Genomic DNA, 18,972 nt, shown 5'->3' with positions numbered 1-18,972 from the left:
TCTGTATAAAAAATTAAATAGTTTATATAAAGTTCACATTTGAGGTCTATACTATAATACGAAATGGAAGAAAATTATATTTATCCAATTTTTAATAACTATAATTTACTATCGAATTATAGTTTTTAAAAATAAGATAAGTTATTTAGAGGTGATCAGTTTTCTATTAATTAGAAGAATTGAAGAATCGGTTCATATATAAACTAAGGAGGATTTAAAATGTTTTTAGCAATTAAAGAAATGAAACACGCAAAAAAACGTTTCATGATGATTGGCGCGATTATTATGCTTATCGCATGGCTTGTTTTTATTTTATCGGGACTAGGTAATGGTTTATCGTCATTAGCCGCAGCAACGATGAAAAATATTGACGGAGATCTTTTTATTTATGAAGAAGGCTCTGAAGCAACAATGATGAAAACGAAGGTAGAAGGTACGATTGCCGATGATGTTGAAGGTCAGTATGGTGTCAAAGAGGCAGCAAAATTCGGACAATCAACTGTTATCGTGAAGTCACCGGATGCGAAAGATAAAGTAGACGTAGCTTTCCTTGGAATCGAACCAGGTAAGTTTATCGAACCAAAAGTTGTAGCAGGTGAGCAATTGTCTGCTGAAGACAAAATGGGTGTAATCATCGACGAGTCATTACAAGAAAAAGGCTATGAGATCGGCGATACAATTGAAGTAACAAGCTCAAGCATCGAATTAACAGTAGTCGGTATTACAGAAGGAGAAACGTTCAACCATTTACCAAGTGTATTTGTAAACCTGGACGTGTGGCAAAGCTATGCATTTGCAGCACCAGGGTCAGACAATGGTTTAGAGAGTCCGGTAGCAATGATTGCGCTGCAAGGTGCAGACATTGACGCTGAAAAGATCGAAAATAACTTCGATGAAATTGAAACATTTACAAAATCAGAAGCTGTAATGGGGATGCCGGGTTATAAAGAAGAAAGCGGAACAATCTATATGATGCTTGCCTTCTTATTCATCATTTCAGCAGTTATTATTGCGGTGTTCTTCTATGTATTCATTTTGCAAAAAACACAGCAGTTCGGTGTAATGAAAGCAATCGGTGCATCAGACAGTTTTATTAAAAAATCTATTATTTCACAAGTATTCGTATTATCACTGATCAGCATTATTGCCGGCATTGTATTAACCTACTTGACAGCTCTTGTTTTTCCAGAGGGAATGCCGTTTAACCTAGACTTTAAAATGGTTATTTTATATGCGATTGTGTTATTAATTGTATCTGTTTTAGGTTCTGTTATTTCAGCCCGCCAAGTGACAAAAATTGATCCTTTAACAGCGATTGGGAGAGTGGAATAAATGACAGGCTTAGTACTGAAAAACGTAACGAAATCATTCAAAGAAGGGGACTCTACAGTTGATGCACTTAAAAATGTATCTCTTACAGTCAACCCGGGCGAGTTCATCGCTATTATCGGTCCATCAGGTTCAGGGAAGAGTACACTTTTATCGATTGCGGGGGCACTGCTTCAGCCAACGACTGGTGAAGTACTTGTTAACGGTACAGATATCGGCAAGATGAAGGAAAAAGATTTATCGGCTTTTCGCTTAACAGATGTCGGGTTCATTTTACAAACATCAAATTTAATTCCGTATTTAACGGTGTTAGATCAGTTGCTGCTAGTGCGTAAAATGAAAGGTAAAGTTAAAGCAGAAGATACAAAGTTTGCGAAAACATTACTAACGGAATTAGGGTTGGGTGATAAGTTCAACAAATTCCCGAATGAGCTTTCTGGCGGGGAACGCCAGCGTGTTGCAATCGCCCGTGCGTTTGTGAATAATTCAAACATCATTTTAGCGGACGAACCAACAGCAAGCTTAGATTCAAAGCGTGCATTTGAAGTCGTAAAGCAAATCCGAAAAGAAGTTAAAGAACGCAACAAAGCAGCAATCATGGTAACCCATGACGAACGTATGCTGGAGTTTTGCGATAAAGTTTACCGTATGGAAGACGGGCTGTTAACTCTGGAAGGATAACAAAATTATATTTACCGTATTTAAAGTAAACCCCTACTTTAAATACGGTTTTTTTATTTTCATAAATCATCTGCACTAACCATACGACTAACTATACTCAGTGAAAGGTGATAACGATGTGGGTACTAGGTTTTTTATGGACTTCTGCAGGGATATTCATTGGTGGCATGATCGCTTGGCTCTTTAAAGGAATTAACCAAAGGGCACATATTATTTATGCGCTTTGTACAGGGGTAATTCTAGGTTTGATCAGTTTTGAAATACTCCCGGAAGCTGTAGAATCAGGCGACTGGTTAAGTACGATTATTGGGTTTATTCTAGGAATGATGCTATTCAAAGTGCTGCATAGCAGATTGAACTTTAGACAAGGTAAAGAAAGTCATGCTAAAAAGAACTTATATATTCGAACTGGAATATTATTAATGCTTAGTTTTGCGGTTCACAATTTACCGATTGGAATAACGTTAGGGGCCAATCAACAACCCGATCTTGCAAAGGCATTACTGCAAACACTTTTATTTCATAGTATTCCCGAGGGAATAATTTTGTTTATCCCTTTAATTTTGGCTGGATTCAACATATTTACTGTTTTAATAATTTCACTTCTCGTTTCGATTCCAGTAGCTTTAGGGGTTTTTATCGGTAGTTTTCTTGTTCACCCGTTACTTAATACTATCTTCATGAGTTTCGCTATGGGGATGATTTTTATAGTCACCATATCGGAAATCTTATATCCGGCACTTCATAAATCTTCAGTCTTCAAAATTTTATGCGGCACATTTATCGGGTTTGGAGTAATCGGATTTTATCTGCACTTACTTTAAATTTAGAACATCAATTTTAACTAATTTGGAAAATTATTTACATATATATGTTAAACTACTAAAAGCAATTACTAACAAATGGAGGAAATTTATGGTCGATATAAAAAACTACGATACATTCAAGAAAATTGAAGCGATCCATAAAGGATGGTCGGACGATAAAAAGTACTATATAGAAACAGTTACAAATGAGAGGCTGTTGCTTCGCATATGCGATATCGCGGAGTATGATAAAAAGAAAAATGAGTATGAAATTATAAATTGCTTAGCTGAAAGGGGCTTGCCTGTTTCACGGCCTGTCGATTTTGGATTATGTGACAATGGCAAAAGTGTCTATACGATTTTTGTATGGTGTGACGGTGAAGATGCGGAGCAGATACTGCCGAACCTGACAGAAGCTGAACAATATTCACTAGGGGTAAAATCAGGGCAAATACTGAAGGGAATTCACAGCATTCCTGCACCAGCAGAGCAGGAAGAATGGGGAACAAGATTTAATCGTAAAGCGGACAGTAAAATTAAAATGTACCAAGACTGTGATGTAAAAATAGCTGGTGACGATAAAATTATTCGGTATATTGAAGAGAACAGACACCTCCTGGAAGGCAGGGAGCAATGTTTTCATCACGGTGACTTCCATGTTGGAAATATGATTATATCCCCTCAGAAAGAGCTGTATGTAATTGACTTTAACCGCAGTGACTATGGAGATCCGTGGGAAGAGTTTAACCGGATAGTGTGGAGTGCCGATACCAGTCCATACTTTGCTACAGGGCAGCTTAACGGATATTTTAACGGAACACCGCCGATGGAATTTTTCCCGTTGCTTGCATTCTATATAAGCAGTAATATGCTGTCATCCCTTCCTTGGGCTGTAGATTACGGGGAAGACGATTTAAACGTAATGAAAAATCAGGCAAAAAATGTTCTGGAATGGTTTGACGGTATGAACAATCCTGTACCGACTTGGTATAAAGGAGAATTAAATTTGGTTGATTAAAAGCTAATGGACAATAAATAGAATAGAACGGAGATGAAATAATGGGAAAAGTATTTTGGATTCCATTAATTGCCTCGTTTGCAGCAATGGCCGTTTTATATTTTATCGGTTATTTAGCTGACTTAAATTTTCTTATATTTAAAATTTCCCTCTCGCATACTGAAATTGCTTTACTGCCAGTCTTTGTAGGGGCAGCAGTAGGAATAATAACTGAACGGATGCTTAAAAGGAAGGCAGGGGAAGTTGAATGATTGCCTATTACTACGACCAGCTTCATACATGGGGGAAAGAAGATGATTTCTTCATGGAGCTGCTCCAATTAACAAAAGCTAAAAAGATTGCCGACTTGGGCTGTGGTACAGGGCGGGTAACGATAGAATTGGCAAAGGCCGGTTATGAAGTAACTGGAATCGACCCAAATGAAGAAGCGGTTCTTCGAGCTCAAAATAAAGCTCATGCAGAGTCGGTTTCATGGATAGTCGGTGATAGTCAGGACCTGACAGTTAACTCGTATGATGCAGTAATCATGACAGCGAATGTGGCGCAGGTTTTTATTTCGGAAGAGAGCTGGAATCGTGTACTGCAGGATGTATTTAAAGCATTAAAGCCTGGTGGGTACTTTATTTTTGATGCGCGGAATCCTCAAGCTAAAGTATGGGAAGAATGGCAAAAAGATGAGACGGTAGACGAGCTTCAAGATGTTCATACAGGGGACCCGTTGCTGTACTGGGATGAATATGAAGGACTGGATCGGAATGTTTTTACCTTTTATGAAAAAATCAAAAATGTTAATACGGATATTACATACGAAGCAAAGGTTCAGCTAATATTCCGTAGCTTTGAAGAAATTTCGTCCTCTCTTAAAGAAGCGGGATTTTCGACAGTGGACGCTTATGAAGATTTTAAATTACAGCCGGCTACGAATCAGGCAAAATCGTATGTCTTTCATTGTATAAAATGATTTGAATGATAATAGAACAGGAGAGGATTTTTTGGATAACATACTGGAAAATGCTTATCAAATTTCGGGAGTGATCCTCCTCATATGTGGTGTATATTTTTATTGGCATTTTAAAAAGTTGAAGAAACAAAACAAGCTTACATCCTCTGAACGTGCGGTTTACATTATTACACGAATTGCGATGTTTGTTTTTGCAGGGAGCTATTTTCTTTTGTTTCTAAATAATTCATAATGGCTGGGACAGCTAAGTTTGTCCCAGCTACAGTATTAAAATAGTAAATCCGATATCACTTGGATAATTAAAAGGAAAAATATAATGGGGAGCAGAATTTCAACCCATTTCCCTTTTAAATAAGGAATGATTTTCAGACCGATATGTGAGCCGACAATCGATCCGACAGCTACCGGAACGGCCACTCCCCAATTAACAATCCCATAAAATAAGTAAAATAAAAAAGCAGTCGTACAGCTTGCAAACATTAAAAAACGTGTCATCTCTGCCGCCATTACATAGCCGACTTGTTTCTTCAGAAAATATGTAATGTTTAGCAGTGCAGACCCTGTTCCTAGCCCGCCATCATAAATACTAATAAAAAAGGGTGCGATTAAATTAGTTTTCTTTTCGATGTCCGGCTGTTCATTTACAACTTCCTTTTTCTTCTTTTTAATAACGAAAAAGAACATCACGATCAACACCGTACAAGCAACAATATTCATCGTATGTTCCGCTAATCTTGTCGCTAAAAACGCCCCGCTTATACCGCCAATTGCAGAAATCAGCATAAAAGGAATCATCTTTTTGAGTGATACTCTTTTTTTCAGTGTCAGAACAATGACGGTCGAAAATGAAGATATACCTGTTGCAAATTTATTAATTGCGACAGTCGCATGAATGGGTATGCCGACTAACAATAAGGAAGGAAGCAATACGAATCCTGCAGCTCCAAACATGACCCCTACAATGGAAGCAAGTATGCCGATTGCAAATAAAATGAGCCCATCTACTGATAGCCACTCTATAAATAAGTTCTCCATACAAATCCCCCCTACTCACAAAATACTGCTATACTACTCATAAAACAAATATATATATTTTGTATATTCATAAATATAAGTTATGAGTGGGTGAGAAAATGAATTTACATACACTGCGAATTTTCACAAATGTTGCAAAGCTGGGCAGTATAACAGAAGCAGCAAAATTCCTTCATATCAGTCAGCCTGCTGTTACTGTGCAAATACGCAAACTTGAAAAAGAAATCGGAGTTAAACTTATAGAAGGAAAAGGTAGAGGGATTCAGCTCACATATGAAGGCGAATTTCTTTATGAGCAAGGGTTGCGATTATTTCATCTGGAGGAACAGATTGATGAAAAGTTTAAAAACTTTTTGGAAAAAAAGGAGAACATTAAAATTGCTTCCTCCTATATTTCAACAAATTATATTTTGCCGCCAATCATTGCAGGCTATAAATCGGAAAACCCTAATATCGATATGTATGTCTCATTAGGAAATGTTCAATCTGTTGAGCGTCTTGTTCTCGATTATAAAGTCGATTTTGGTTTTGTTGTGCAAAGCAATATAGGTCATGAAGATTTAAACTTTGAAAAAATAATGGATATCCCATTTTGGTTTGTTGTCCATCCAACACATCCTTTGGCAAATAAAACAGTATCGATTTTTGAACTAAGTGAACATGATTTTATATATAGGGAACGAGGCAGTTCAACACTGGATTTGATGGAGGCCATTTTTTATACGCATAATTGCCCGTTACCGAGGTTCGGCTTACAAATAGAAGGTGTACTGGAATCGATTAAAGTTGTCGAAGCGGGGTATGGGATGGCTATTGCCCCAGCATGCAGTGTAAAGGAAAAGTTATCACAGGGAAGCATTGCGCGTGTCTTTGTAGATCAGGTGGAAATCAGTCAGAGCCTATTCAGTTGTACGAGAAAAGTGGATAAGAGGGAGCATCCATTTATTCAATATTTTAAAAGAAACCTAAGTGATTTAGAAGTTTAAATCAACGTGAAAAATTTTTTGGAATAGTAATCGCTTACAAAATTGACACACCTCCAAGGATGAAATAATCTGAAAATATAACGTCTGGAGGTGTGAATAAATGAAGTTTTTATCCAAACCTAAGCCCTATAAAGAAATCATTCCGAAAGTGCTGCAAGTGATTTTGAATATTGGTTTAACAGTACTGGCGTTGGCTCTTTGTGTCATGCTTATCATTGAAATGGTCGAGCTTTTAAAGTTCATATTTAACGGGGAAAAGCATGAATACAAATACTTTCTGGCAAAAATTTTAGTATTCTTCCTGTATTTCGAGTTTATCACGATGATAGTGAAATACTTTAAAGAAGATTATCATTTCCCGCTTCGTTATTTCATGTATATTGGAATTACGGCAATGCTCCGGCTTATTATTGTCGAACATGATTCTGCGATAGATACACTCATTTTTGCAGGGGTAATCCTGATATTGATTGTTAGCTATTATATTATCAACATTACACCGAGAGAGAGACCAAACAGAAAAATCTAAGCTTCAACTTATTAAAAAAAGGCTAATCAATAAGATTAGCCATCTGGTCGATATAATCTAACTTCTATTAATTGATCTTTTCAACATTCAGTTTCCACATTCCGTTCGCATCTTTTGAAACCGCCATTTTCACATTAATATCTTCGAACAAAATGTCTCCTTCTTTATAGATCATCGTTGCCATAGTCACAGCATTTAAATATCGTACATCTCTATAGGAAGCTAAATATTTAACAGTTGTATTATTAGTTAATGATTTGATCTTTTCCATTGCGGTATCTTTAGAAATACCTAGATGTTCAAAGTCATTGAGCAGGTTGTTTTGATTTAAGAAATACAGTTCGCCATTTGCAGCTTTCGCAAGCATATTTGCAAACTGGGAACGTTTAATCGGTGTACTTGGTTTGAAATTTCCGTCCTCGTAACCACTTAAAATTCCGATTGTTTGAAGTGTTGCGATCTCCTGCCCCCAAGGATACGTAAAATCATTTCCGTTAAATATATCAGATGGGGAAGCGCCGCTGTCTTTGTAGCTTTGCAATTGAATTAACGGAATTTCATATGCTTTTACAATGACTCCGGCAAATTGCCCGCGCGTTAGGGGCTGGTTAATACCGAAAGCCCTTGGAGAGGAATAAGAATCATTCACATAATACCCGCGCATTATCCCGTTCCAGTCCAGCTTATTAATGTAAGGGAAAAATTGATCTGTTTTTGGCACATCAATAAAGTTCGCACCACTGTACCATTCCGTATATTCAATTTCTTTTAAGCGGTCATCCAATACTTTTGCCAGTATACTTGCAACTTGTCCACGCGTAATATTTTCATATGGTCTAAATTGCGGCAATGTCCGGCTAATTGCTTTTTGATCCAGTAAATACTGAACAGAGGGATAAAAGTTGTCCGATTCCTTGACGTCTTTGTAGTGAACAGTCGCAGCATTGACATCCACCCCGGCTGCAAACATCATGCCTAACGCAATACTGATGGAGGCAATCGTTTTTCTCACTTTACCAACTCCTTTGTATTTTTAAAGTAAATTAACCTAAAAGATAACATTGTCAGGAAAATATTACAATGAACTATATAAATAAGAGAATTTAAATAAGCGCATCTATCTTATTTGATAGATACGCTTATTTTTAAGCCTGGTTGTAGTTAGGAAACCCCTTCACTCCATGTAGATTGCACCGAATGATGGGTTCTTTTTTTGTCACGCATTCTTAAATACATATTGTTAGATAGCAGCGCAATAATAATCAACACTGTTCCAACAATATCAAATACCGTTACTGCATTCCCCTGAACAATGGAAATAAACAGAGTTGTAACAGGAACGAAATTGATGAACAGTAATGCATTTAAAGGGGTCAGGTAGCTAACGCCAATATTCCAGCCCAATAAAGCGATAACACCCGGGAAAATAATCATAAACAGTAAGTGCGGACCTACTGCAACTACATCATTTACTGCCGGCACCGGTACAGCACCGAACATTGTTGCACCTAAAGTAACGAACAACGCGGTTACCGTTCCAAGTAAACAGCTCAAGGTAGAATAGCGCAAAGCAGACCAATGACTGAATTCATTGGCACCCATTGTATAAATTACCCAGCCAACAACAGCGATAAAGATTAACAGTGACGGAATAAACTGACCCGTCGTGCCTAAAAATGCCTGAAGATCGCCTTTAGTAATTACTAATACCGCCCCGATAAATGACAGCAATACACAGAGTAATGTAAACAGGGATGGACGATGTTTAAAAATCATCCACGAGATGACAATCGAAATCATCGGCATCAGCGATTCCATTATAGAAGCCGTCATAACACCGGATTGTCCGAGCATATCCTCGCCCCAGAAAATAAGCAAATTGTATATTGTAAAGGCCATTGTTCCGAAAAACCAAAGCTGCAGGCCCTTCCCTTCAAAACGGAAAGCTTTCTTTCCTTCTTTCCATAATAACAGTGCAACTAAAATGACTGTCACTGCGCCATATCTGAAAATAGTAAAGTAGAAAGGATCTATATGTTTAAACGCATCATGTGCTACCGGAAACATTGCCCCCCATGATACTGCAGCTATAAAACAAAGAACAGAACCTATAAAAACGCTATTTTTCAATCTTAATTACCTCTTTCATTCAATTAATATCTACATCATCTTACAATTGAAATGGTATCTCGTAAAATGAATAAAAAACATTGTTAATATCATAATCTTTGATACCATAATAGTAGGTTATATAAGGATGGTGGAAAAGGATGGAGTTTAAAGATTTGGAGATTTTTCAGCTCGTTGCAGAGAAAGGCACTGTTACGGAAGTTGCAAAAGAGATGAATTACGTACAATCGAATATTACATCAAGAATTCAAAAGCTTGAGGTGGAGTTAAATACACCATTGTTCAACAGACATCGTCGTGGAATGATTTTAACTCCCGAAGGAAAAAAACTATTGGCCTATAGTGAAAAGATATTATTGCTGACGGATGAAATGAAGCGGGCCGTCCTTAATAAAGAAGAACCAATCGGCAAACTGGAAATCGGTACAGTGGAAACGGTGTATCATTTACCGAATATCTTGTCTTCCTATATAAAAAACTATGAAAATGTAGACTTGTCACTAATAACAGGGGTCACGGAAAAGTTAGAAGAAAAAGTATTGAATTATAAATTGGACGGAGCTTTTATTACAGCGTCAAATGTTCATCCGGATCTTGAAGCATATGATGTATTTGATGAGGAGCTTGTCCTCATTACGGAGCCCCGCAAGAAGAAATTGGAGGGGCTGAAAGATGAACCGTTCCTTTGTTTTAAAAAAGGCTGCGGTTACCGGGCACGTCTGGAAAAATGGTATGAGCAAGAAGGTGCAATGCCCGAAAAGGTAATGGAGTTCGGAACATTGGAAACGATTATACGCAGTGTTGCAATGGGGCTCGGCGTATCATTTGTCCCAAGGTCGGCAGTAGCCCACCTGGAAAAAAGCGGAGAAATCACTTGTCTTCAATTGCCAGGTGAATACAGCCAAGTTAAAACAGTTTTTATCCGCAGGGCAGATGCGTACTTAACGACAACGATCGAAAAATTTATTGAAACGATTCAACATAATAGACAGTTAATCTAAACATGGAGTATGGGAATGTGATTATCTGGTGATTAATATAAGTATTTAAATTTAAAGCAATTGCCGCGTATTTACCGCAGCGATTGTTTTTTCTTTTTTTTTGACCAATTGTTTTACTGGTGGAAAGTATGATTTAAAGAGTTTTGAAGACATTATATTTATGCTTTAAAAATATTGGAGGATTTTTCATGAATACTTATAAAGGCACGAATAAAATGATCATCGGAATTGTATTCGGTGTTATTACATTCTGGTTATTTGCACAGACAATGGTAAACGTTGTACCAGCTGTTCAAGAAGATTTAGGCATTTCGCTTGGTACGATTAATATTGCGATTAGTTTATCAGCTTTATTCTCAGGGATGTTCATTGTAGCAGCAGGTGGTCTTGCTGACATTAAGCAAATACAAAGATCAGTTGCACGGAACGGTTAAATTCATATTCCAGCCTGCTGAAGAACAATTTCCGGGAGGAGCCATTCAAATGATAGAAGAAGGGGTGCTGGAAGGAGTAGATGTGATCTTCGGCAATCATTTACTTTCTTCTGTTCCATTGGGGAACTTTACCGTACCAAAAGGGAGTGCAACAGCTTCCAGCGATTATGTGGAAATTAAAATAATCGGTAAAGGCGGACATTCTTCTGCTCCCCACACTTCAGTCAATCCAATTGTGATAGGTGCACAAATAGTCAATCAAGTTCATCTGTTGCTGAGCCAAAAAGTTGATCCGGTACAACCCGTAGTGGCGGCGATTACTATGTTCAATTCCGGTGTTGCAATAAATGTTATCCCCGAAGAAGCATCGATTGCAGGTACGGTTCGTACATTTAACGAGGAACAAAGGGATAATGTCAAAACGGTTTTGAGCCATATTCTCAATAATGTCACAGTAACCTACGGGGCCACTTATGAGCTGGAATATAAGAGAGGGTATCCGCCATTAGTAAATACCGATAAAGAAGCAGAAATTGTAAGAGACTTGCTGAATAATATCGACCATTTAAGCGTAATTGAAATACCCCCTATTATGGCAAGTGAAGATTTTTCCTATTATCTCCAGCAGGTTCCGGGAATCTATTTTTATACTGGTTCAGCTACAGAGGATCCCGCCACTCAATTTCCGCATCATCATCCAAAATTTAATATCGATGAACGGGCAATGAAAAATTCAGCGAAGGGATTATTAAGTATCGTACATTATTATTTAGTTCCAGAGGATGCCTGATAAGTAGTTTTCGCTGTACTTGTCTATTTTGAAACCTTTTCCAAACTAACTAGGTATATAGGAGAAGGGAGGAGTAAATATGAAATATTTGCTAATTGGTACAGGATTATCTTTAATAGGTATTTTAATCGCTGTTATTATTTGGGATGTTCATATGATTTCCAATATTACAAGCGGAATGGGTTTTATCTTTCTAATTGTGGCATGTCTTTTCTCGGGAGCCTTTGTAAATGGAGATCGAATGCGGGCAAACTGGTCAAATGAAACGAAAGAAAACTGGGTTCAAAGAAATAAGATTGCATGGCGTTCCCTGATAATGGCGGTTCCTATCTTTGCTGTCGCATTCATCTTTTACTACTATTTAGGCTATTAATTTATTTCTCAAAAATATTACCAAAATATACTTGTATTCATATAAATTCTGTTTAAGTAATATGTTAAGGTATTATAGATTTTGGAGAAGTGGGGTTAACTAGATTGAAGGTAATTCAATTAGCATTTTTATTAATTTTTACAGTTTGTTTTATTATTGTAACGCCAGCGACGGCAGCAGAAAAAACGATCGATCAGTATTACATGGATGATGTAAGTTATGAACATGGCGCATATGAGCAGTTGGAGCGTTTCTTATATGCAAATATTATCGATGGATATGAAGAACCGACAGTTTATGAAGAAGATGGAGAAGTATACGAATACACTTCAATTCTTTTAAAGCCCGAAAATAGCATTACGCGTGCACAGTTTACGAAGATTTTAGTGAACGCAATGAATTTAAAAACCGGTGATATTAAAAAAGAGTTCTCTGATGTAAACACTTCTGCCTGGTATTATGATTTTGTTCAGATTGCCAGCAGTAAAGGCATTATTACCGGTAAAGAAGATGGTACATTTAAACCGAACGATAAAATTACACGTGCTCAAATGGCTGCGATGATTTATCGCGCATTTAATGGAACAGTTGATTTTTCGAAAACAGGAAAAATGTTTATCGATGTAAATCCAAACAGCTATTCTTATGAGGCGATTGTGAAAACAGCAGGTGCCGGTATTGTAAATGGCTACGGAGAAACATTTAAACCGAATGATTATGCAAAGCGTTCTCATGCAGTATTGATGATTGACCGTGCCTTGCATTTGGAGAGTGGTGAAGCAGAAGATGAAGCTTCAATCATTGCAACAGTGAATCGTTATATTGATAAAGAGTTTGAGTTTTCTTCAGACACGGAAAACGTAGAAGATATGGATGCGCTCTATCGTGAAACAACAACAGGCTACTATTTAGCATATTCCCTTGATAGCCAGTTGCTATTGGAAGACGCAGATTTTTCGACTGGTTCAAGTTCATCTGAAAAAATCGGCGAGTATTCAAGTAAGTTGATTACACTGAATAAACGTTTTGCCGCAGTAAAAATTGATGATTTGAAAGTTCATATTAAGATGACTGACCCGGAAATCAACTTTAATCTGGAAATGACATTAGACTTATCCGGAACGGCCTACTTAAAGAAAACAGAAGACGGTCAATGGAAAATCTATAATCTGGTCTATGATGAAGAAGACTACGATAACATGCTGACTGCAGCTGCAGCGATGGAAGAATAACAATAATTTCCCCTTCTTTTTTTAGAGAAGGGGATTTTTTTATAGGCGCATACAGCAGAGATTATTCAATTACATTTCAGAAGACTGCGATATTAAGATATTATTTTCTATTATATAATACAGTTAAAGGGGAGATGGGCATGCATACAAAATTACAGGCAGTGGTAGATACGATGGAGTTATATCAGGCAACTTTTCCGGAGGATGCTTGTATCATTGTAGCGAGCAATGAAGAGGTTGTTGGATACTTACCGGGAAAGTTCGTAGATTTAAAAATTAATGTAGGGTTGAAGATGGTAGATTTTCGCGGCACTGTTACAGAGCGTGCATTGACGACAAAGCGCTTTTTAAGAGAAGAAAAAGGTCCGGAAAGATTTGGGTTTGCTTATATTTCATCCGCTCAGCCAATCTTTGACGGAAAAGATATAATCGGAGTAGTAAGTGCCATTATTTCAAATGAAAAAATGGACTCCATGCGTCAATTAGCGACCGAGTTATCGAGTGCAGTAGAAGAAATGACTGCAACGAATGAAGAGTTAACTGCAGCGAGCATGGACGTATCTAACCGGTTAGATGGACTTGTTACATCAACAGAAGTAATGACGGCCGATATCGGGGAAATTAACCAAATGGTAGACCTTGTAAAAGGAATTGCATCGAAATCGCAAATTTTAGGATTAAATGCATCAATTGAAGCGGCTCGTTCTGGCGAACACGGAAGAGGCTTTGCTGTTGTAGCGAAGGAAATTCAGAAAATGGCGCAGAACAGCAAAGAAAGCGCAGAAAAAATTGCTGCGCAGCTTAATAATATTCGTGTTTCCATTGCAGATGTAAGTGGAACAACAAGCCAAATCGCAGCGTTTACAGAACAGTTTGCTACAAGTATGCATGAACTGAACGATGCATATGGAAGTGTGAACGGCACGGCGGAAAAGCTATTGGAAATTAGTGAAATAAAATAATAGAAATCGAACAACCACTCCGAAAGATGACCGGAGCGGTTGTTTTTAATTTACATTCAATCGGTTTTTAATAAGGACATGTTTCAAAAATGCTGCACCTGCAGCAACAAGAATCGTAATTAAAATGATAACAATACCGATCACGGCCACTAACGGAGGCAGTGCATTTGTATAATCGAGCAGGGAGAATTCTGAATATTTCGATATACTGCTCCAATATATTCCATTAATTGTTACAATAAGTAAAAGAGGTGAATGGAATGTTCGGTACAGATGATTATAAAAAAATAGAAAAGAATAGAAAACATTTCTTGATTTTTAATTTCATTACGATGCTGTTTTTTACGGGAATATCTTTTACTTCTGTTATTCCAAATTTAAAGGGGTTTGATTTAGTTTCTACATTTATAGTTTTCCTTATTTATATTGTTGTTGCGAATGTTTTTGTGGGGATTTTTGTTCACAAACCGGTACTGGTTTTTTTCATTTCGTTACTATTCAGTGCTCTTGGAATGGGCTGGCGCCTATGGCTTGAGTGGGGAGAATTCAGTTTAGTTGAACATACTAATATTGTTGTGATGATAGGTTATCCAAGTATTACAGCACTTATAATTACACTTATTTATGCTGTTTCGGAAAAGTTCAAGACGAAAAAGATTGTCATTATAGACAGGGAATAGAAGAGACTCAAGAAAATCAGGAAGGTGGATATGAATGGAATTTCGATTGGCTACTACAAATGATATGGAATTATTAATAGATTTACGTAAGCGATTATTAGTGGAGGAAGGGCAAACAGTATCTTCCAATATCGATGAACAGTTAAGAAACTTTTTTGAGAAGCAATTAAGCTCTGATCAATTTGTTCAATGGATTATTGAGAAAGAGAAAAGTGCGATCGCTACAGGAGGCATTCATTTTATGTCCTTTCCCCCTAGCTATTCCAATCCTACTGGCATTCGGGGGTATATTTTAAATATGTACACAGCACCGGAAAGCAGAGGTCAGGGGCTGGCGAAACAATTGGTTGAGCGTATACTGGCAGAAGCTCAGGAAAGAAATGTACATCACCTATTTTTGATAGCTTCACCGATGGGAAAACCGCTATACAAAAAAATCGGTTTTAAGGAAAATGATATTTACATGGAATATTTCATTAAATAGTTTAGGGGATGAGGAAATGATTTTAGAAACGGAAAGGCTCATATTGAAGCCGTATGAAGTTGAATTTGCAGATGCTATTTTTGAAGTAGTCAAGCATAGGGAGATTGCGGACACAATGGTCATGATTCCGCATCCATACCCGCGCGAAGTTGTCGATCAGTGGATTTCCTATTTGCAAAAAAGCTTTGAGCAAGGGTCAGCCTATGAGTTTGCTGTGTTTTTAAAAGAAAATGGCCGCTATATCGGGAATTGCGGGCTCGTGACAGTTTCAAAAAACCACCATAATGCAGAGGTGGGCTATTTTATCGATGTCTCGGAGTGGGGTAATGGCTATGCAACAGAAGCATGCAAAAGAATAATTGATTATGGATTTCAGGAACACCAATTTAATAGAATTTATAGCCGCTGCATGGTTAGAAATATCGCTTCAAGAAAAGTTATGGAGAAATCCGGCATGGTTTGGGAAGGACGCCACAGACAAGAATTTTTAAAAGACGACGTATATGAAGATATGGACTACTTAGCTATTTTAGCTGAAGAATATTTTAGAGAATAACTTATTTAAATCCATATTATGAAATAGGGGTGGGAGTTTCAAATGAAGGAAATGAAAGTAGATATACTTGTTGTCTTTCAACTGACTTTAGGGTTGTTGGCAGCGTTGATCGGTATTTATAGTCTGGTTACAGACCGCTTCCACCTGCAACCTTTTATGTTTATCGTTATGAGTGCGATGTTTGGGGTAATAGGATTTAGAGAATACAGAAGGACTCAAAATAAACAGTCAGGAATTCTCTATTGGGTTGTGTCAGTACTTATATTTGGCGTTGTGTTTGTATCGTTGTTTGGTTAATTAGGAAAAGCAGGCTTAAAGAAACACTCTTTTAATGGCAGGGTTTTATATTTCCTCTATAGAACCTTTTAATTAGCGATATAGATACTTTTAAAAGGACTGATGAGTTTGGAACAAATTCAGCAAGTAAGAAATATAACTCCGAAACATATTGTCTCCGCTGCAACGATTGTACTGAACAGTCATAATGAGATTCTGCTTATTAAAGGACCTAAACGAGGATGGGAAATGCCGGGCGGTCAAGTAGAAGAAGGAGAATCTTTGACAGCTGCAGCGATTAGGGAAACAAAAGAAGAATCGGGAATAGATGTGGAGATACTCAAATTCTGCGGTATTTTTCAAAATGTAGAGAAGTGTATTTGCAATACGCTTTTCCTGGCGAAACCAATTGGGGGGACACCGGCAACTTCACCGGAAAGTCTGGAAGTTGGGTATTTCCCAATTGAAGAGGCCATGGAAATGGTGACAGTGGGAAATTTTCGTCAAAGAATAGAATACTGTTTGGACGCAACGAAACACCCGTTTTTTATAGATTTTTAAATGCGGAAATATTGAAACAGTATGAATCACAATGGGAGGTTTTTCTGTGAAGCAGTTATTCTTTGGGTTGGGTATTTCCCTGCTATGTTTAACAGGGTGCTCTACAAATGAAAAACAACCTGTGTCCATTGGAAGTAACGGTTCGCAAGCGCTGGAGCAATACGAATCACTCGCTGCTAATTTGGAGGCACCGTGGGCAATTAATAAACTTGAGGACACTTTTTATATTTCGGAGCGGACAGGGCATATTGTAAAAGTGGAGCATGGAGAAATGACAAGACAGGAAGTACAGCTTGAAAAAACACTCTCCACTGCATCGGAGGCAGGGTTGCTTGGCTTTGTATTGGCACCGGATTTTGAACAGTCAAAAGAGGCATACGCTTATTATACGTATGAAAATGGGAACGATCAGTTTAACCGGATTGTATTGCTTTTTCTTGAAAATAATAACTGGCTGGAGAAACGTGTACTGCTTGATGAAATCCCCAGTGGTACATATCATCACGGTGGACGGGTGAAAATCGGACCGGATCAAAAGCTTTATGCGACAGCAGGTGATGCATCGAATCCACAAACTGCACAGGATTTGTCTACACTCGGAGGAAAAATATTGCGCATGAATTTGGATGGGAGCATTCCGGACGACAATCCTTTTCCGGATTCATATGTGTACAGTTACGGACATCGGAATCCGCAAGGTATTACGTGGACACCTGACGGGACAATGTATGCAAGTGAACATGGGCAAAGCGCAAATGATGAAATCAATAAAATTGAAGCTGGGAAAAATTATGGCTGGCCTTTAATAGAAGGAGAGGAAGAGCATGAAGGCTTCCTATCGCCTTTATTTACATCAGGCAGTGAAAATACATGGGCCCCTTCAGGTATGGCATTCTACGACAACAAGCTGTATGTTGCGGCACCGCGCGGAACAGCAGTGCTTGAATTTGATCTGGAGTCAAAAGAGGTAAAAGAAGTCGTCAATAATATGGGAAGAATCCGTGATGTCTGGATTGAAGATCATACATTGTACTGGATTACGAATAATACGGACGGACGCGGTACACGAGGAGAAAAGGATGATCAGCTGTACAAGCTTGAGTTATAGGAGAAAAGAGGCTGTAACAGAAGTAGAAAATCGTTGGATAAGAAGAAAACTCTTATTAAGAAATGGATATTTTGTGAAATTGATTGGAATGAAGGGCGACTCCTGCGGGAATAGCGTGACGCCTGAGACTACAGGCTCAGGCCACGCCCGCGGAAAGCGTCCCGGAATGGAAATCAATTTTAACGCACAGCAAAAAAATGCTATTTTTCTCTTAGAGAAAAATAGCATTTTTGGGTTATGTCCCATTCCCTTTTTTGTCGTTGCCGTTATTCGGACTGTTCATCCCAAAATAGTTCATCCAATGTCTTGTTTAATGTTCTGCAAATTGCGATACAGACACTTAATGTCGGATTATACTTGCCAAGCTCGATGAGTCCGATTGTTTGGCGTGTAACCCCAACTTTTTTTGCAAGTTCGTCCTGTGATAGATCATGTTCAATTCGGGCCATTTTCAATCGAATGTTTTTCATCGGTTTCGCCCCGCATCATCATCTTCTTCAAGCATTTTGCTGTTCACTTTTTGGCTTTTATTCAATGCGCTTTTATAGGCTGCAAATAAAAGCAGTAAATATAATGGAACGTAAATTATAAGCGAAACGATAAACACGATAAAGAAATATTCAATTGCCTGAGCAGAACTGTCCGCATATTGGTACGCGCTGTTAATCCCCATGAAAAGTGCAATGGCCAGACCCAATCCACTACCGAGGATCAGCTGTTTTGTGCTGTATGAAAACTTGCTGTTGGCATCATGAAGTTCAACTTCATCCGCAAATACCCCAAGCTGTGATGAACGGAAACCGTAGTATAAACTGGCGGCTATTAAAATGACCATCTCTGTGGCAATAGACTCCATATTTATTCCGAAACGGTAAATTTTAACCCCGATTGAAACGATAAGGATGATCATTGTCAGTAGATAGATTTCCCGGTAAATTTTATTTTGCATGTTGTATACACGCTCATCCACTATTTTTCTGTTCCAAAACTCCATTTTATCCCCTCCAAATTGTTATTGTTAAGCTCATTATACATTATAT

24 protein-coding genes and 1 pseudogene are annotated in these 18,972 nt (G+C 37.9%); 20 read left to right on the top strand and 5 right to left on the bottom strand.

The window, feature by feature from the left end:
* Positions 1–219: 219 nt before the first annotated feature.
* From MKX73_RS05950 to MKX73_RS05925, 6 genes are all read left to right on the top strand, one after another.
* Positions 220–1,332 (top strand): ABC transporter permease, encoded by a 1,113-nt coding sequence (locus MKX73_RS05950; RefSeq protein WP_340716701.1) that lies wholly within the window; start codon positions 220–222, stop codon positions 1,330–1,332.
* Positions 1,333–2,010, top strand: a complete 678-nt coding sequence (locus MKX73_RS05945; RefSeq protein ID WP_340716700.1) for an ABC transporter ATP-binding protein — start codon at positions 1,333–1,335, stop codon at positions 2,008–2,010.
* A 116-nt stretch (positions 2,011–2,126) separates the two neighbouring features.
* Positions 2,127–2,834, top strand: coding sequence for a ZIP family metal transporter (locus MKX73_RS05940; RefSeq protein WP_340716699.1), 708 nt, complete (start codon positions 2,127–2,129; stop codon positions 2,832–2,834).
* Between the two features lie 91 nt (positions 2,835–2,925).
* Complete coding sequence (locus MKX73_RS05935; protein WP_340716698.1) at positions 2,926–3,834, top strand: aminoglycoside phosphotransferase family protein; 909 nt, start codon at positions 2,926–2,928, stop codon at positions 3,832–3,834.
* Between the two features lie 41 nt (positions 3,835–3,875).
* A complete protein-coding gene (locus MKX73_RS05930) occupies positions 3,876–4,085 on the top strand; it encodes an ATPase (protein WP_340716697.1) in 210 nt (69 codons plus the stop codon).
* Positions 4,082–4,795 carry a class I SAM-dependent methyltransferase gene (locus tag MKX73_RS05925; protein WP_340716696.1) on the top strand — a complete coding sequence of 238 codons (714 nt, stop codon included), beginning with the start codon at positions 4,082–4,084 and terminating at the stop codon, positions 4,793–4,795. The genes MKX73_RS05930 and MKX73_RS05925 overlap by 4 nt, the downstream gene beginning before the upstream one ends.
* 267 nt (positions 4,796–5,062) lie before the next feature.
* On the opposite strand, the gene MKX73_RS05920 is transcribed toward MKX73_RS05925, so the two are convergent.
* Positions 5,063–5,830 carry a sulfite exporter TauE/SafE family protein gene (locus MKX73_RS05920; RefSeq protein WP_340716695.1) on the bottom strand — a complete coding sequence of 256 codons (768 nt, stop codon included), beginning with the start codon at positions 5,828–5,830 and terminating at the stop codon, positions 5,063–5,065.
* A 98-nt stretch (positions 5,831–5,928) separates the two neighbouring features.
* On the opposite strand from MKX73_RS05920, the gene MKX73_RS05915 reads away from it, so the two are divergent.
* Together MKX73_RS05915 and psiE are read left to right on the top strand one after the other, a co-directional pair.
* On the top strand, positions 5,929–6,816 hold the full coding sequence (locus tag MKX73_RS05915) for a LysR family transcriptional regulator (RefSeq protein WP_340716694.1): 888 nt from the start codon (positions 5,929–5,931) through the stop codon (positions 6,814–6,816).
* Between the two features lie 100 nt (positions 6,817–6,916).
* Positions 6,917–7,345, top strand: coding sequence for a phosphate-starvation-inducible protein PsiE (psiE, locus tag MKX73_RS05910; RefSeq protein WP_340716693.1), 429 nt, complete (start codon positions 6,917–6,919; stop codon positions 7,343–7,345).
* Between the two features lie 67 nt (positions 7,346–7,412).
* On the opposite strand, the gene MKX73_RS05905 is transcribed toward psiE, so the two are convergent.
* Both MKX73_RS05905 and MKX73_RS05900 read right to left on the bottom strand, forming a co-directional pair.
* The gene (locus MKX73_RS05905) at positions 7,413–8,357 is read right to left on the bottom strand and encodes an S-layer homology domain-containing protein (protein WP_340716692.1); all 945 of its coding nucleotides are present in this window, start codon (positions 8,355–8,357) and stop codon (positions 7,413–7,415) included.
* Positions 8,358–8,506: 149 nt separating this feature from the next.
* Positions 8,507–9,475, bottom strand: coding sequence for a DMT family transporter (locus tag MKX73_RS05900; protein WP_340716691.1), 969 nt, complete (start codon positions 9,473–9,475; stop codon positions 8,507–8,509).
* Positions 9,476–9,615: 140 nt separating this feature from the next.
* On the opposite strand from MKX73_RS05900, the gene MKX73_RS05895 reads away from it, so the two are divergent.
* The 12 genes and pseudogenes from MKX73_RS05895 (at position 9,616) to MKX73_RS05840 (ending at position 17,932) form a co-directional block, all read left to right on the top strand.
* The gene (locus tag MKX73_RS05895; protein ID WP_340716690.1) at positions 9,616–10,476 is read left to right on the top strand and encodes a LysR family transcriptional regulator; all 861 of its coding nucleotides are present in this window, start codon (positions 9,616–9,618) and stop codon (positions 10,474–10,476) included.
* 188 nt (positions 10,477–10,664) lie between these two features.
* Positions 10,665–10,871 (top strand): annotated as a pseudogene (locus MKX73_RS05890) (MFS transporter); the annotation flags it as partial.
* Entirely contained in the window at positions 10,858–11,700 is an 843-nt protein-coding gene (locus MKX73_RS05885) for a M20 metallopeptidase family protein (RefSeq protein WP_340716689.1), read from the top strand. The pseudogene MKX73_RS05890 and the gene MKX73_RS05885, both read left to right, overlap by 14 nt.
* Positions 11,701–11,779: 79 nt before the next feature.
* Complete coding sequence (locus MKX73_RS05880; protein WP_340716688.1) at positions 11,780–12,073, top strand: DUF5316 domain-containing protein; 294 nt, start codon at positions 11,780–11,782, stop codon at positions 12,071–12,073.
* 104 nt (positions 12,074–12,177) lie between these two features.
* A complete protein-coding gene (locus MKX73_RS05875) occupies positions 12,178–13,305 on the top strand; it encodes an S-layer homology domain-containing protein (RefSeq protein ID WP_340716687.1) in 1,128 nt (375 codons plus the stop codon).
* 140 nt (positions 13,306–13,445) lie between these two features.
* The gene (locus MKX73_RS05870; protein WP_340716686.1) at positions 13,446–14,267 is read left to right on the top strand and encodes a methyl-accepting chemotaxis protein; all 822 of its coding nucleotides are present in this window, start codon (positions 13,446–13,448) and stop codon (positions 14,265–14,267) included.
* Between the two features lie 260 nt (positions 14,268–14,527).
* Positions 14,528–14,947: an ABC transporter permease gene (locus MKX73_RS05865; RefSeq protein WP_340716685.1), complete on the top strand. Its 420-nt coding sequence runs from the start codon at positions 14,528–14,530 to the stop codon at positions 14,945–14,947.
* 34 nt (positions 14,948–14,981) lie between these two features.
* Positions 14,982–15,431: a GNAT family N-acetyltransferase gene (locus MKX73_RS05860; protein WP_340716684.1), complete on the top strand. Its 450-nt coding sequence runs from the start codon at positions 14,982–14,984 to the stop codon at positions 15,429–15,431.
* Between the two features lie 16 nt (positions 15,432–15,447).
* Entirely contained in the window at positions 15,448–15,987 is a 540-nt protein-coding gene (locus MKX73_RS05855) for a GNAT family N-acetyltransferase (protein WP_340716683.1), read from the top strand.
* Positions 15,988–16,029: 42 nt separating this feature from the next.
* Entirely contained in the window at positions 16,030–16,284 is a 255-nt protein-coding gene (locus tag MKX73_RS05850; protein ID WP_340716682.1) for a YczI family protein, read from the top strand.
* 108 nt (positions 16,285–16,392) lie between these two features.
* Positions 16,393–16,824, top strand: coding sequence for an NUDIX hydrolase (locus MKX73_RS05845; protein WP_340716681.1), 432 nt, complete (start codon positions 16,393–16,395; stop codon positions 16,822–16,824).
* Positions 16,825–16,870: 46 nt separating this feature from the next.
* The gene (locus MKX73_RS05840) at positions 16,871–17,932 is read left to right on the top strand and encodes a PQQ-dependent sugar dehydrogenase (RefSeq protein ID WP_340716680.1); all 1,062 of its coding nucleotides are present in this window, start codon (positions 16,871–16,873) and stop codon (positions 17,930–17,932) included.
* A gap of 266 nt (positions 17,933–18,198) precedes the next feature.
* Here the strand turns inward: MKX73_RS05840 and MKX73_RS05835 are convergent, their stop codons facing one another.
* Positions 18,199–18,402, bottom strand: a complete 204-nt coding sequence (locus MKX73_RS05835) for a helix-turn-helix transcriptional regulator (RefSeq protein ID WP_079523390.1) — start codon at positions 18,400–18,402, stop codon at positions 18,199–18,201.
* Positions 18,399–18,926, bottom strand: coding sequence for a DUF6773 family protein (locus MKX73_RS05830; RefSeq protein WP_340716679.1), 528 nt, complete (start codon positions 18,924–18,926; stop codon positions 18,399–18,401). The genes MKX73_RS05835 and MKX73_RS05830 overlap by 4 nt, the downstream gene beginning before the upstream one ends.
* Between the last annotated feature and the right edge of the window lie 46 nt (positions 18,927–18,972).

Origin of the sequence: Solibacillus sp. FSL W7-1436 (assembly GCF_038007305.1) — a bacterium.
Taxonomy (GTDB): Bacteria; Bacillota; Bacilli; order Bacillales_A; family Planococcaceae; genus Solibacillus.
This window is presented reverse-complemented; position numbering and strand designations above follow the sequence as displayed.